The sequence below is a fragment of the Streptomyces sp. NPDC025833 genome (assembly GCF_055558055.1).
The window spans coordinates 62,352-76,050 of record NZ_JBVHNF010000021.1 but is presented as its reverse complement, the minus strand read 5'-3'; the positions used below and the strand labels follow the sequence as shown (position 1 = coordinate 76,050).

Below are 13,699 nucleotides of genomic sequence, written 5' to 3'. Positions count from 1 at the left end.
CTTTCACCGAATTCAGGGCCAGCCGAAGAATTCCCGGTAGCATGGCACCTGTTGTTCCAGCATGTGGATGCCGTGGTGCACCCGCCGGCCCGCGGCCGCCGCGGCCCGCAGCAGGGCGGTCTCGTGGGGCTTCATGACGATGTCGGCCACCACCGCGTCCCCGCGGACGGCGACGGGGTCGAACGGCAGCGGGTCCCGCGGGCGCATCCCGAGCGGCGTGGCGTTGACGACGAGATCGGCGGCCTCCAGGTCCCCCGGCGCCTCGGCCCGGACGGTCCGCGGCCACCGGGAGCCGAGCCGCGCCAGCAGCCCGGCGAGCCGGCCCGCGTCGACGTCCCGCAGGCAGACCTGTCCGGCACCGGCCAGCAGCAGGGCCACGGCGACGGCGCTGCCGGCCCCGCCCGCGCCGACCAGGACCACCCGGCTGCCCCGCACGGGGTGCCCGGCCGCCTCCAGCCCGCGCACGAAGCCGAGCCCGTCGAAGTTGTCGGCGAGCCAGCGGCCGTCAGGGCCGCGCCGCATCGCGTTGGCGGTCCCGCTCAGCGCCGCGGCCGGGCCGAGTTCGTCCGCGAGGCCGCACACGGCGGCCTTGTGCGGAACGGTGACCAGCAGCCCGTCGACGTTGCCCGCCCGGACCAGGCCGCCCACGACGGCCGCGAGGTGCTCCGCCGGGGCGTGCACGGGGATCACCACGGCGTCGACGCCGAGCCGCGCGAGGACCGGGTTGACCAGCTCCGGCGCCCGGACCTGGGTCACCGGGTCGCCCAGGACCGCGTACAGCCGGGTCGAGCCCGACAACCGCGTTCGGGTCACTTCCGGCCTCCGGCCGGGCACGCGGTTGTAACAGGGGTCACCGAGCTGGCACCATGCGGGGTGGGGGAAGGAGCTGTCCCATGCCGCAGGTGAAGACGGAAGCGCCGCGCGAGATCGTCGGCGAGGCATGTCCGGTGCGCGAGGTGCTGGACCGCGTGGCCGGCAAGTGGAGCATTCTGATCATCGTCGCCGCGGCCCGCGGCCCGGTGCGGTTCACCGAGCTGGAGCGGTCGATCGACGGCATCAGCAGGCGCATGCTCACGCTCACCCTGCGGAACCTGGAGCGGGACGGCCTGCTCACCCGCACGGTGTACGCCACGGTGCCGCCCCGGGTCGAGTACCGGCTCACCGACATGGCGCAGGAACTGCATAAGTCACTCCTCTCGCTCACGGACTGGGCCACCCGGCACCGGGAGGCGATCTCGGCCGCGCGGCACGCCTACGACGCGGAGCGCTTGGTCGACGGCCGCTGAGCGTGCCGCGGCCGCCCGTGCAGGGTGGTGGTCCCCAGGTCGGCCGGGAGGTCCCGGCGGCGCTTGATGCCGAGCTTCCGGTAGATCCTGGTCAGGTGCTGTTCCACGGTGCTGGCCGTGATGTAGAGCTTCGCCGCGATCTCCCGGTTGGTGTAGCCGAGCACCGCCAGGTGCGCGACGCGCCGCTCCGCCTCCGTGAGCCGGCTCCCGTCGTCCTCGCAGGGCGCCGACGTGTCCGAGGCCCCCTGGAAGGCGAGCAGTTCCTCGCCCAGCGGTGCCGCCCCGCAGGACGTGGCGAGGTACCGGGCCCGGCGCAGCGTCGTGCGGGCCCGGCGGTTGTCGGCCAGGGCCGAGTAGGCGTAGCCGAGGTCGGCGAGGCCCCGCGCCTGCTCGTACTGCTCCCCGTACTGCTCGAACAGCTCGACGGCCTCCAGCAGGAGCTGCGGCCGCCGCTCGGGGGTGCTGACCGCGGCGAGCATCCGCAGCGACCGGCCGCGGGCACTGCCGTCGCCGCCGGAGGCGTCCGAGCGGGCCAGCTCCTCCCGGACCAGGCGCCGCGCCCGGTCGTCGTTGCCCAGCCGCAGCCACGCCTCGGCGGCGCTGGTGCGCCAGGGGACCGGTGCGGCGGCCTCCAGCCCGAGGGCCGGGACCAGGTCGCCGCAGGCGAGGAAGTCGGCGAGCGCGGCATAGGCCCGCTCGGCGGCGAGGTGGTAGGTGCCGCGGGCGTGCAGGTAGTAGAGGCCGTAGCGGCTCTGGGACATCGCCTCGGGCGGTGAGAACGCCAGGTACCGTTCGGCCGTCTCCGTGTCGCCCGACCGCACCGCCGCCGTGATCAGCGTGCCCAGCGGGAACCCGACGGCCACCCCCCAGGCGTGGGCCGGCAGCAGCGTGAGGGCCTCCTGCGCCGCCCGCAGCGCGTCATCGAGGTCACCGCGGCGCAGCAGCGCCTCCGCGCGCAGGCTCGCCAGCACGGCGTGCCAGGTCGGCGCCTCGTCCTCGCCGCCGGCGGCGCTCAGCGCGGCGCACCGCTGGAGCACCAGGTCGTAGCGGCCCAGGTCGAGCAGGCCCAGCAGGGCCAGGGCCGCGGTCTCGTGGGCCCATGCCGTGTTGCCGCGGGCGCGCAGGTCGCGCAGGGACCGCTCCAGCGCGCTCGCCCGGTCGCCGCTGCGGCCGCTCACCAGCAGGTCGCACAGCGATCCGGCCAGCGCCAGCCAGGGGTCGTTCCCGGCCGGCGCCGTCAGGGCCCGGCCGGGAGCCGGGGGACCGCCGAACGCCGCCCGGGCCGCAGCCTGGGTCCGCCGGTGCGCGAAGCGGGGGTGGGAGAAGGCCAGCCAGGAGTCGAGGTGGCGCACCTCCAGCGCCAGCGAGGCGTCCGCGGAGGCCGCCTCGCGCAGCCGGCCGAGCACCGGGACGGTGTCGGTGTGCCGCCCGTGCCAGAGCAGTTGCCGCACCAGGTCGGGCAGGCAGTCGTTCCCCAGGTCCCCCGCCCGCGCCGCCGCCACCAGGGGCGTCAGGTGGCCGGCCGCGGCCGACGGGCTGCCCCGCCACCGCGCGTCGGCCAGTTTCGCCAGCACGGCGGCGCGGCCGGCCGGCTCGGGGCAGGCCTCGTGCGCCAGCTCCAGATAGCGGGAGGCGCGTTCGTTCCGCTCGGCGAGCAGTTCCTGTTCCGCGGCCTCGACGAGCACCGGCACCGCCCAGGGCTCCACCCGCCGGCGCGCCTGCGCGAGGTGGTGCGCCACCGCCGGCGCCGGTTCCCCGAGACCGTGCAGCAGCCGCGCCGCGCGCTGGTTGAGGGTGGCGCGTTCGGTACCGGTCACGGTGGACAGGACCGCCTCGCGGGCCGCCGGGTGCGGCAGCCGGCCGTCCCGCAGGAGCCCCGTCGCCGTCATCGTGGCGATCGCGCGCTCCACCGACGCGGACCCGGTCAGGGCTCCGGTGCCCGCCTCGGTCTCCTGGTCGAGGCCGGTGAGCCGGGCGACCCGCTCCGGGGTGCCGCGCCCGCCCAGGACGGCCAGCGCCTGCGCGGTGCGCAGCACGGCGGGCTCCCCGCGCCGCAGCAGCCCGACGACGGCCGCGCCGTACCCGCGTGCGGTGACGTGGTCGCGGCCGGTGCGGCCGCCGCGGCGGACGTCCTCGGCCAGCGCGTCGAGCAGCCGGAGGTTGCCGCCGCTGATCCGGTGGAACTCGGCCGCGAGCCGGGGGATGTCGGGCCGCGCGCCGAGGCGTTCCTCCAGCAGGGCGGCCGTGCCGTCCGCCGAGAGGGGTTCCACCTCCAGCCGGTGGGTCCCCGGCTCGCACGGCAGTTCGGCGCTGAACAGGGGCGGCGCCTGGCCGTCGTCCCGCTGGGAGGTCACCACCAGCAGCGCCCGGGCCGCTCCCAGCCTGCGGGCCAGGTACAGCAGGCTCCGTGCCGACTCGGCGTCGGCGTGGTGGATGTCGTCGACCGCGACGATCAGCGGTGTGCGCGCCGTCAGGCGCAGGATCTGCCGGCAGAACTCGTGGTAGCCCGGTACCGCGTGGTCGGCCAGGGATCCCGGCGCCGGGATGCTGAGCAGGAGCTGGCTGAGGACACTGCCGGGCAGGTCCTCCTCCACCGGCGAGCAGGAGGCCCGCATGACCAGCAGACCCGCGCGTTCCGCGTCCGCGACGGCCCGGCGCAGCAGGGCCGTCCTGCCGCTCGCCGCCACGCCCTCGATCAGCAGCACCCGTCCCCGGCCGGTCAGGCAGTCGTCGACGAGGGACTTCAGAAGCGTTTTGTGTTTCTCACGTTCCAGTAAAAGCATGATTTCCCCCAACATGAACGTGACAACGCGGAATCAGACCGGGGCACCACGGAGCCGGGTGCGCAGTGGAATATCCGATGCGTTTCCCAGCAGCCCCCGCTCCCGTAGCCGGGGCACCACGGTGTCCACCACCGCGGTGAGATCCTCGGACAGCATCGCCGGACGAATCCGGAAACCGTCGACGCCGCCGTCCCTGTGCCATTCCTCCATGAGGTCGGCCAATTGTTCAGGTGCCCCGGTGAACGTGGCGCAATCGGATGCGAAGGGTATCCACCGGTCGAGGCGGCCCCTGCGGTCGACCGCCTCGGACTCGGTCGGCGCGACCACCACGTCGAGGTCGGCCAGGACGGTGAGCGGCGCCCGCTCCTTCCTGAGGGACGCGCACAGCCCGTGCAGCTCCCCGCGGACGGCGTCGACGTCGGCGCGGCCGAACGGGGTGATGAAGACGACGTCGGCATGGCGCGCGGCCAGCCGGTAGGGCGTGCTGAAGTGGGCCAGCACCGCCGTCATCGGCGGACCGGAGGGCGGCGTCGGCACCCGGGCGTGCCCCGACGCCGTGAGGTGGCGTCCCGACAGCTCGACCGGCTGCGAGCCGAGCACGGACTCCTCCCGCCGGCTGTCCCAGAACGCGGTGACCGCGGCGACGAACTCGTCGGTGTGGGCGAAGCGTTCCTCGGTGAACGCGGCGTAGCGTTCCGGGTCGGCGGTGGCCCGGCGCCGTTCCTCGTCGCTGAGCGCCACCCGGGGGCGCCAGCCGCCGCGCCCGCCGGCGATGCGGTCCAGGGTGACCGCCCTGGCCGCCGTCGCCGCCGGTTCGCCCCGCGCCACGCCGGTCGGGAACAGCGCGATGCGCGAGGTCCGGCCGGCGGCCACGGCGAGCGCCTGCCAGGCGTCGAGGGCGCCGTGGGCGTGCCCCGGCTCCGGCGTGGCGGGGACCTGGTCGTCGAGGGTGACCAGGTCCAGTCCGCCCCGCTCGGCGAGCCGCACGAGGGACACGAGGCGTTCCGGGTCGAACAGCGCCTCGGCGGGGGTGGCGGTCAGGCGCCAGGCGGCCGGGTGGGAGCCGAGGCCGTCGAGCGCGGCCCCGAGGTACATCGGGGTCCGCATCACGCCCCCGCCCCGATCGACGGATTGACCAGCGACTCGCGGATCTTCTGGTCGCCCAGTCCCCAACGGTCCAGCACCTTCTGGTACTTGCCGTCGCGGATCAGCTCGTTCACGGCCGCGGCGACCGCCTTCGCCGTCCCGTCGCCCTTGCGGCTCATGGCGCCGACCTGGCTGTCGATGGTGTCCGTCACGCTGTCCACCACGCCCACCAGCTCGGTGCGGCCGGCGGTCCGCGCGTGGTACACGACGCTGGAGCTGGGACCGACGTAGGCGTCCACCCGCCCCGACTGGAGCGCCAGGTAGTAGTCGGATGCCTTCTGGTAGTACTGGATGTCGATCGCGGGGCGCCCGGCGTCGCGGTTCTCGGCGCTCCACTTCAGCATGATCTTCTCCTGGGTCGACCCGGAGGCCAGCGCGACCTTCTTGCCGGCCAGGTCGGCCGCTCCGCGGACCTTGAGGTCGCTGCCCTTGCGCGCCTCGAAGCCGAGGCGGTCACGGCGGTAGCTGGCGAAGTCGTACCGCTTCATCCGCTCCTCGGTGACCGAGATGTTGGAGAACGCCACGTCGTACTTCCCGCTGTCCACGCCCAGGAACATGTTCTCCCACGAGGTGATCTCCCGGTCCGGCTTCAGACCCAGCACCCCCGCGACGAGGACGGCGATGTCGAGCTCGAACCCGATGGGAGTCTTGTTGTCGGTCGCGTAGCAGCTCAGCGGCGGTGTGTTGTCGATCGTGCCACCGATGTGCAGGACACCGCTCCGGCGTACGCGCTCGGGGACCAGCGCGGCGACCTTGTCGACCTCGGTGGCGGTGATCCGCTTCTGCTGCGGGCTGAGGTTGAGGCCGGAGCTCGCGGTGGCCGCGGTCTCCTTGCCGGCGCTGCACCCGGTCAGCAGGAGCAGGAACACCCAGCCACCCGCCAGGAAACGACGCATTGTTCTCCTCCGTGTGGTCACAGGATCTTGGTGAGGAACGTGCGGGTGCGTTCGTGCGCGGGGTTCTTGAGCAGCCGCTGCGGCGGCCCCTGCTCCACGACCCGGCCGTCGGCCATGAACACCACCTGGTCGGCGACCTCCCGGGCGAAGCCCATCTCGTGGGTCACCACGATCATGGTCGTGCCGGTGGCGGCCAGCGACTTCATGACGTCCAGGACCTCGCCGACCAGTTCGGGGTCGAGCGCCGAGGTCGGCTCGTCGAACAGCAGCAGCTTCGGCTCCAGGGCCAGGGCCCGGGCGATCGCGACGCGCTGCTGCTGGCCGCCGGAGAGCTGCCGCGGATGGGCGTGGGCCTTGTCCGCGAGCCCGACCCGCGCCAGGAGTTCGCGGGCGAGCGGGTACACCTCCTTGGCGGGACGGCCCTGCGCGGACCGGGGCGCCTCGGCCACGTTGTCGAGGACGGTGAGATTGGCGAACAGGTTGAAGTCCTGGAAGACGAACCCGATGTTGGTCCGCTGCCGCAGGATCTCCTTCTCCCGCAGTTCGCGCAGGTGGTTGCCCGCGCGCCGGTACCCGATCAGCTCCCCGGCGACCAGGACCAGCCCGCGGTCGGCCTTCTCCAGGTGGTTGATCATCCGCAGCAGGGTCGACTTGCCGGCGCCCGAGGGGCCGATCAGCACCGTGACCTCGCCGGGGTTCACCACCAGATCGACACCCTTGAGCACGCTGGTGGCGCCGTAGCTCTTGTGCACGTCGACGATCTCGACCATCGGGGTGTTCACCGCGCCGCCTTCCCCGCGCCGGAGATCGTGCCGCGCAGCCGTTGCCACGGTGTGGGCGGAAGGGCCCGGGATCCGCCGCGCGCGAACCGCCTCTCCACGTAGTACTGGAGGACGGAGAGCAGCCCGGTGAGGATCACGTACCAGGCCGTCGCGACCATGACGAGCGCGACCACGCGGCCGTTGCGGCCGTAGATCACCTGGGTCTGGTAGAAGAGGTCGCCCAGGGCCATCACGGACACGATCGACGTGCCCTTGAGCAGCGAGATCAGCTCGTTGAACGCGTTCGGCAGGATGGTCCGCATCGCCTGGGGCAGCACGATCCGGGAGAGCTGGCGCCGGCGGGGGATGCCCAGGGCGGCGGCCGCCTGCAACTGGCCGCGGTCGACCGAGATGATGCCGGACCGGATGATCTCCGCCGCGTACGCCGCCTGGTGGAGCGCCAGTCCGAGCACGGCCGCGCCCATGGGACCGACCAGGTGCATGGTCGGCACGGAGGTGAACTCGGGCCCGAACGGCACCCCGAACGACAACCGGTCGTACAGGTAGGCGAGGTTGAACCAGAACAGCAGCTGGACGATGAGCGGGACGGAACGGAACACCCACACGTACAGCCAGCCGACCGAGCCCAGCAGCCGGCTGCCGGACAGGCGCATCAGGGCGATCACCAGCCCCAGCGTGAAGCCCAGGGCGGTGCCGTACGCGGTGAGTTCCAGCGTCAGGCCGAGCGCCCGCATGATGCTGTCCTCGAAGAAGTACTGCCGGAACACCGGCCATTCCCAGCCCGGGTTGGTCAGCAGCCCGTGCAGGAACTGGGCGAGGAGCACCAGCAGGAACGCGCTGGCGAGCCAGCGGCCGGGCCGCGGCGCGGGGACCCGGCGCAGGGCCAGCAGCTCGTCGGCGCGGCCCGATGTGTCCACCACATCGTCGGTGGCGCGAAAGGATGCAGATGTCATCGGCACTTCCCCCGTTGCGACATGGTGTGGTCCGATCCGGTCGTTCACGAACCTAAAGAGAACGCGGATCGCCTTTCAACGGGCGCAGACGGGCAGTGCGCCCCGAGTTACCGGGCGATGGGCGCGCCCACTGGACGGTTACCGGGCGCTCCCGCGCGGTTGACCGGGGCATTTTCGGTTGGTCGACTGGGGCGCATGGAACCGACGTGGGACGCGGCGCGGATCGAGGTGCACCGGGTGCCGATCGACGACCCCCGGGTCGCGGCGCTGCACCAGGGCCTGACCGAGGAGTACCTGGCCCGGTACGGGCCCTCGGCCCACGAGGAGATGAGCCGCGCCGCCCGGGACGAGTTCGCCCCGCCCCACGGCGGCTTCCTGGTCCTGACCCTCGACGGCGAGACCGTGGCCGGCGGCGGCTTCCGCCGCCATGACGGGGAGACCGCGGAGCTGAAGCGGATCTGGACCCACCCGCGGCGCCGGAGACTCGGGCTGGCCGGCCGCGTCCTCGCCGAACTGGAACAGGCCGCGCGGGCGCTGGGCTACCGCGGGCTCCGCCTGACGACCGGACCCCGGCAGCCGGAGGCGAGCGGGCTGTACGGCTCCGCGGGCTACCGCCGGGTGCCCTGCCGCCCGGAGCCCGCCGACGGCAAGCCCGCGCTGTGTTTCGAGAAGACGCTGTGACGCCGGTGACGGTGGTGATCGTCGGCGCCGGACCGAGCGGTGTCTCCGTACTGGAAAGACTGGGCGCCAACGCCGCCGAACTGCTCGGCGACCGGCCCCTGGAGGTGCACCTGGTCGACCCCTGCCGGCCGGGTCCGGGACGGGTCTGGCGGCACGACCAGTCGCCCCTGCTGATGCTCAACACCATGGCCGCGCACGTCACCATGTTCACCGGCGCCGACGTGACCTGCGCCGGACCGATCCGGTCGGGCCCTTCGCTGCACGACTGGGCCCGGCAGCGGGGGCAGGACGTCGACGACCCCGGCGTGACCCGGGAACTGGCGGACCTGTCCGAGACCTCCTTCCCCACCCGCCGCCTCCAGAGCCACTACCTCACCTGGGTGTTCGAGCGGGCGGTGGCCGGCCTGCCCCCCGGCACCCGGTTCCACCACCACCGGGACCGGGCGGTCGACGTGCGCGAGCACGGCGGGCGACAGCGGGTCGTGCTCGCCGGCGGACGGACCGTGGAGGCCGACGCCGTGGTGCTCGCCGTCGGCCACCAGGAGGTGGAACTCTCACCCGAGCAGGCGGCGCTGGCCGCCCACGCCGAGCGCCACGGACTGTGCCACCTCCCGCCCGGTTACACCGCCGACCAGGACCTCTCCGTCCTGCGGCCCGGCGCCCGGGTCCTCGTGCGCGGCCTCGGCCTGGCCTTCGTCGACCTGATGGTGCTGGTCACCGAGGGACGCGGGGGCCGGTACACCGAGGACGGGCCGGACACCCTGCGGTACCTGCCCAGCGGCGAGGAGCCGGTGCTGTACGTCGGCTCCCGCCGCGGTGTGCCGTTCCCGCCCAAGCCGGCCTACGCGCTGCCCTCCCCGCCCCCGCCGGCCGGGTTCTTCGATCCGGAGCGCATCCTGCGCGAGGCGCCCCGCCGGCTGGACTTCTTCCGCGACGTGTGGCCGCACGCGGCCAAGGAGATCGGCTGGGGTTACTACCACGAACTGTTCACCGCCCACCCCGACCGGGTGCGCTGCGGCCCCGACGAGTTCGCACGGCGGTACGCGGCGGTCGCCTGGGACAGCGCCGAGCTGCGTGCTCTGCTGCGGCGGACGGTCGTGGACCCCGGGGACGTCCTCGACCTCGCCTCCCTCGACCGCCCCCTCGGCGGCACGGTGTTCCCGGACCGGACCGCTCTGCGGCACAGCGTCCACGGGTACCTGCGCACCGCCCTGGAGCGCCGGTCCGACCCCCGCCACAGCGCGCACCTGGGCGCCGTGCACGGGCTGTTGTCGGTGTTCGGCCGGCTCCCCGCCCTGCTGGACGGCGGGCGCCTCTCGCTCCGCTCGCGGGCGGCCGACGTGGACGGATGGTGGGCCGGCTTCTTCAACCACCTGGCCAGCGGCCCGCCGCCGCGCCGGATCCGCGAGCTGATCGCCCTCGCCGAGGCCGGTGTGGTGCGGTTCGTCGGCCCCGGCATGTGGGTGCGCGCCGCCGGCGACCGGTTCGAGGCGGGCAGCCCCGCCGTGCCCGGCGCTCCGGTGACCGCCACCGCGCTGGTCGAGGCCCGCCTGCCCGTCGGTGCCCTGCCCGCGAGCAGGGACCCGCTGCTCAGGTCCCTGTACGCGCGCGGCGGGCTGTGGGAGAGCGGCGGCACCGAGGACGGGTTCCGCCACCGCACCGGGCTGGCGGCGGTGGACGGCCGGGACGGTGCCGTGCTGGACGCGGCGGGCCGCCGGCACCCGCGGAGGTTCGCGCTCGGCCCCTTCACCACCGCCCTCGCCGGGGGGAACTTCACCCGCCCCGGCGCCGACCCGGTCTCCTCCCGCCTCACCGACGCGGTGGCCCGTGCCGCACTGGCCGCGGCCGGGTCAGACGGGTGACTTCATGTCCTCGTAGAGCCGGCGCCGCAGCAAGTGCCACCGCGGGTCCCCGGTGGAGCAGAACTCCAGCGCCGAGCGGTAGCAGTACCGGGCCGCCCCCGGCACCCGCCGCCGCTTCGCCTGCTGCCCCGCGCCGATGAGGATGTCGCAGACGTGCGCGGAGGCGTCCTCGACGGGCAGGCTCGCGTCCCGGGTGTGGCACACCGCCTGCCGGCAGTGGTGCACCAGCAGCGTCAGCGGCCGGTTGGAGTGGTCCGCCAGCCACTGCGCCGCCTTGCGGTGCTTCTCCGCCCGCCGGGCGTGGGACATGCGCGAGTACGCGACCGCGCCGACGACCTTGTGGACGAAGTCGTACTCGATGGAGCCGAGTTCAGGGCCCAGCCGGCAGCGCTGGAGGAACTCGCGCCGCTCCAGCGACCTGAGGCACTCCTGGATCTCCTCGGGGTCCCGGTCGCTCAGCGCGGCCAGCTCCAGCTCGTAGAAGGGGCTGCCGAACAGGGAGGCGTCGTAGAGCAGTGACTTCTCGGCGGCCGGCAGGGTGTCGAGCCGCGCCGAGATGATGTCGTGCACCCGGGGCGGCACCGGTGGCTTGTCACCGGAAGCCCGCGGACGGGAACACGCCGACCGCGACGGGTCCTCGTCCGCCGAGCCGTCCAGCATGCGGGCGTACTCCAGCGCGAACAGCGGGTTGCCGCCGGACTGTTCCGCCAGGGTGGCGTACGACTCGGCCCCGTGCGCGCCCGGTCCGGGGCGGGCGATGCTGCTCAGCAGGGCCTCGATGCCCGTGCGGGAAAGCGGTTCCAGGCTCATCGTGGTGGCGTTGCGCCGCCCGCTCGCCCAGTACGGCGAGCGGTTGACCAGCTCCGGCCGGGCGGTGACGACGACGAGCAGGGGGAGGCTGCCGACGTTCTCGGTGAGGTCCCCGACGAACTCCAGCAGCGCGTCGTCGGTCCGGTGCAGGTCCTCCAGGATGATGAGGAGCGGCTCGCGCACCGCCAGCTCCTCCACGAACCTCCGCCACGCGGCGAACACCGCCTGCCGCTGCTCCGGATCGGTCAGCGCGTGCCCGCTCTCCTCGTCCGAGGAGACCGCACAGAACAACAGCCGTAGCCTTTCGGCCAATTGGGCGGCGATCGGACCGGTGCCGACGAGGTCGGTCACCGCGGCGTCGAGCCTGCCGTTCTGCTTCGGCGCCGGGTCGTCGTCCGTCGTCCCGGCGTAGGAGCGCACCACACTGGCCAGCGCGGTGTACGGCTCCTTGGGCCCCAGCGCCCGGTTGCAGCCCACCAGGCAGCGCATCCCGGGCCGCTCGGTGACGTCGCGGCGGAGCTCGTGCATGAGCCGGCTCTTGCCGATGCCCGCCACACCGAGCACGGTCACCAGGTGCGGGCGCCTGCTGCGCCGGACCTCCTCGACCCACCAGCGCAACTGCTCCAGCTCGCGGTCCCGCTGGACGAACGGCAGGTGGGTCCGGCTCGCCAGCGCGGGCCGCAGCGCCACGCTCACGTCGTGCCCGGGCCTCGTGCCCGTGGTCACGAAACCGAAGTGCTCCGCGCAGGCCTGCCGCGTGTTGTCGCAGACCCGTACGCCGCCGGGGGCGGCCTCCAGGAGCAGGCCGAGCCCCGTCTCCATGAAGGCGCCGGCGACGTCCACGGGCTCGTCGTCCGCCTCGGTCGCGGGCGCCCGCAGGACCAGGGCCTCCCCGCTGGCGACCGCGACCCGCAGACGGACCCCCTGCTCGGCGTAGTCGGCGACGTCCAGGGCCATCCGGACCGCGCGCAGCACGTCGTCCTCCTGGGTCTGCGCGGTGCCGAACAGGGCCAGGATGACCGGGCCCACGGAGCCGTGGCTCCGTCCCCCGTACCAGCACGTCTGCTGCCGGACGGCGGAACTGGCCTGCTGGAGCAGGCGGTCCAGCACCTCGGGCGGAACGCGGCAGCCCGAGGTGTCGGCGCGGACGAAGACGGCCGTCACCCGCTTGTGCTCCTCCTCGGGACGGTCGGGGAAGGGACCGGCCGTCCGCCGGGCAGCGGTGGCCGCGGCCGGCGCGGTGTCGTGCGCGGCCCCCCGGCCGGACGGCTCGGCGGCCTCGGCCCCGCCCGCGGGCGAGGGAGCCGGCGAGCCCTGCGAGGCCATGCGGATCGCCGTGCCGCCGCTGACCAGCGAGGGATCGTGATCGAGGATCGCCCGCTCCAGTTCCCGCAGTTCCGGGCTGGGGTCGAGGCCCAGTTGCTCGACCAGGGCGGCGCGGGTGCGGCGGAAGGCGCGCAGGGCCTCGGCCTGCCGCCCGGAGCGGTACAGCGCGATCATCAGCTGCCGGCAGAGGCGTTCGCGCAGGGGGTCGGTGCTGACGACGGCTTCCAGTTCGGCGATGACGTCGAGGTGGCGGCCCGCGGCGAGGGCCGCGTCCATCCGGTTCTCCAGCACCGAGTGCCGGGCGTTCTGCAGGGCGGTCAGCTCGGGCCAGTCGTAGCCGTCCTCCACGAGGTCGGCCAGCGCGGGGCCCTTCCACAACGCCAGCGCCTTGCGCAGGTGGCGGTCGGCCTCGTCCCACCGTCCGGCGGCCAGCGCGGTCCGGCCGTTCCCGGCCAGCTCCTGGAACTCGCAGTTGTCTATCGTCGCCGGGTCCGCGCGCAGCACGTAGCCGGGCGCGTGCGTGACCAGCAGCTTGGAGCGGTCGCCGTCGGGCTCGGCCAGGGTGCGGCGCAGGCCGGAGATCGCGTTCTGGACGATCTTCCTCGCGGTGGGCGGCGGCTCCTCCCGCCACAGGGCCCGCACGAGGCTGCTGGTCGCCACCACGGTGTTCGCGTGGATGAGGAGGTAACCGAGCAGCGCCCGCTGGTTGACGCTCCCCAGGGGGACGGGACGTCCCTTGTCGGTGATGTTCAGCGGCCCGAGTATGGAGAACCTCATCCGACACCCTGTCCGCCGGAAGACGATGACCGATACTCCCCAGTGCTTCTCATACCACCGGACCCCCGCTCGGTTGTAGCTGGCTGTCAGTCCCGCCGGTGCGACTGTACGTGACGACGAATGCCTGCATCGAGAATAAGCCGCATGCGCGTTCCCTTGTCGGTCCACGGCCAACTGGCTCAAAATCATCGTGGACCACATGAGCGGGGCGGGGGGACGGCGTCGCGGCACGCGAGGGGGGCGGAGCGGCCGGGGGGGGGGGGGGGGGGGGGGGGGGGGGGGGGGGGGGGGGGGGGGGGCGCCCCGCCGCCGCCCGGCCCCCCCCCCCCCCACCGCCCCGTACCGGGCCCGGCAGGACGCGGTACGGGGCGGTGGCGGGGTGCGGGCGGTGCGTCAG

At 74.0% G+C, this 13,699-nt stretch carries 10 protein-coding genes; 3 read left to right on the top strand and 7 right to left on the bottom strand.

Annotated features, from left to right (window positions below; genetic code table 11):
* Nucleotides 1-12 precede the first annotated feature (12 nt).
* Nucleotides 13-813 (bottom strand): shikimate dehydrogenase family protein, encoded by an 801-nt coding sequence (locus ACZ4K2_RS31570; RefSeq protein ID WP_467478438.1) that lies wholly within the window; start codon nt 811-813, stop codon nt 13-15.
* A gap of 80 nt (nt 814-893) precedes the next feature.
* On the opposite strand from ACZ4K2_RS31570, the gene ACZ4K2_RS31565 reads away from it, so the two are divergent.
* Nucleotides 894-1,286 carry a winged helix-turn-helix transcriptional regulator gene (locus tag ACZ4K2_RS31565; RefSeq protein WP_467478436.1) on the top strand — a complete coding sequence of 131 codons (393 nt, stop codon included), beginning with the start codon at nt 894-896 and terminating at the stop codon, nt 1,284-1,286.
* Here the strand turns inward: ACZ4K2_RS31565 and ACZ4K2_RS31560 are convergent.
* Genes ACZ4K2_RS31560 through ACZ4K2_RS31540 form a run of 5 tightly spaced genes read right to left on the bottom strand, consistent with a single transcriptional unit; the run spans nt 1,253 to nt 7,846 of the window.
* Nucleotides 1,253-4,069, bottom strand: coding sequence for a helix-turn-helix transcriptional regulator (locus ACZ4K2_RS31560; protein ID WP_467478433.1), 2,817 nt, complete (start codon nt 4,067-4,069; stop codon nt 1,253-1,255). The two genes, ACZ4K2_RS31565 and ACZ4K2_RS31560, sit on opposite strands and share 34 nt — an antisense overlap.
* Before the next feature lie 33 nt (nt 4,070-4,102).
* Nucleotides 4,103-5,176: an LLM class flavin-dependent oxidoreductase gene (locus tag ACZ4K2_RS31555; protein ID WP_467478429.1), complete on the bottom strand. Its 1,074-nt coding sequence runs from the start codon at nt 5,174-5,176 to the stop codon at nt 4,103-4,105.
* Nucleotides 5,176-6,111 carry an ABC transporter substrate-binding protein gene (locus ACZ4K2_RS31550; protein WP_467478427.1) on the bottom strand — a complete coding sequence of 312 codons (936 nt, stop codon included), beginning with the start codon at nt 6,109-6,111 and terminating at the stop codon, nt 5,176-5,178. The genes ACZ4K2_RS31555 and ACZ4K2_RS31550 overlap by 1 nt, the downstream gene beginning before the upstream one ends.
* 17 nt (nt 6,112-6,128) lie before the next feature.
* Nucleotides 6,129-6,881: an amino acid ABC transporter ATP-binding protein gene (locus ACZ4K2_RS31545; protein ID WP_467478576.1), complete on the bottom strand. Its 753-nt coding sequence runs from the start codon at nt 6,879-6,881 to the stop codon at nt 6,129-6,131.
* An 8-nt stretch (nt 6,882-6,889) separates the two neighbouring features.
* Nucleotides 6,890-7,846 (bottom strand): amino acid ABC transporter permease, encoded by a 957-nt coding sequence (locus tag ACZ4K2_RS31540; RefSeq protein WP_467478425.1) that lies wholly within the window; start codon nt 7,844-7,846, stop codon nt 6,890-6,892.
* A 195-nt stretch (nt 7,847-8,041) separates the two neighbouring features.
* On the opposite strand from ACZ4K2_RS31540, the gene ACZ4K2_RS31535 reads away from it, so the two are divergent.
* Entirely contained in the window at nt 8,042-8,527 is a 486-nt protein-coding gene (locus ACZ4K2_RS31535) for a GNAT family N-acetyltransferase (protein ID WP_467478422.1), read from the top strand.
* Nucleotides 8,524-10,389 carry an FAD/NAD(P)-binding protein gene (locus ACZ4K2_RS31530; protein ID WP_467478419.1) on the top strand — a complete coding sequence of 622 codons (1,866 nt, stop codon included), beginning with the start codon at nt 8,524-8,526 and terminating at the stop codon, nt 10,387-10,389. Before ACZ4K2_RS31535 ends, ACZ4K2_RS31530 begins: the two co-directional genes overlap by 4 nt.
* Here ACZ4K2_RS31530 and ACZ4K2_RS31525 read toward each other — a convergent pair.
* Nucleotides 10,378-13,302 carry a BTAD domain-containing putative transcriptional regulator gene (locus ACZ4K2_RS31525; RefSeq protein WP_467478417.1) on the bottom strand — a complete coding sequence of 975 codons (2,925 nt, stop codon included), beginning with the start codon at nt 13,300-13,302 and terminating at the stop codon, nt 10,378-10,380. The genes ACZ4K2_RS31530 and ACZ4K2_RS31525 overlap by 12 nt on opposite strands.
* Nucleotides 13,303-13,699: the final 397 nt, after the last annotated feature.

Bases quoted from the DNA above. Each gene is read 5' to 3' on its own strand.
- ACZ4K2_RS31565 (WP_467478436.1), top strand. From the start codon at position 894: ATGCCGCAGGTGAAGACGGAAGCGCCGCGCGAGATCGTCGGCGAGGCA.
- ACZ4K2_RS31525 (WP_467478417.1), bottom strand. From the start codon at position 13,302: ATGAGGTTCTCCATACTCGGGCCGCTGAACATCACCGACAAGGGACGT.
- ACZ4K2_RS31545 (WP_467478576.1), bottom strand. From the start codon at position 6,881: ATGGTCGAGATCGTCGACGTGCACAAGAGCTACGGCGCCACCAGCGTG.
- ACZ4K2_RS31550 (WP_467478427.1), bottom strand. From the start codon at position 6,111: ATGCGTCGTTTCCTGGCGGGTGGCTGGGTGTTCCTGCTCCTGCTGACC.
- ACZ4K2_RS31560 (WP_467478433.1), bottom strand. From the start codon at position 4,069: ATGCTTTTACTGGAACGTGAGAAACACAAAACGCTTCTGAAGTCCCTC.
- ACZ4K2_RS31540 (WP_467478425.1), bottom strand. From the start codon at position 7,846: ATGACATCTGCATCCTTTCGCGCCACCGACGATGTGGTGGACACATCG.
- ACZ4K2_RS31555 (WP_467478429.1), bottom strand. From the start codon at position 5,176: ATGCGGACCCCGATGTACCTCGGGGCCGCGCTCGACGGCCTCGGCTCC.
- ACZ4K2_RS31535 (WP_467478422.1), top strand. From the start codon at position 8,042: ATGGAACCGACGTGGGACGCGGCGCGGATCGAGGTGCACCGGGTGCCG.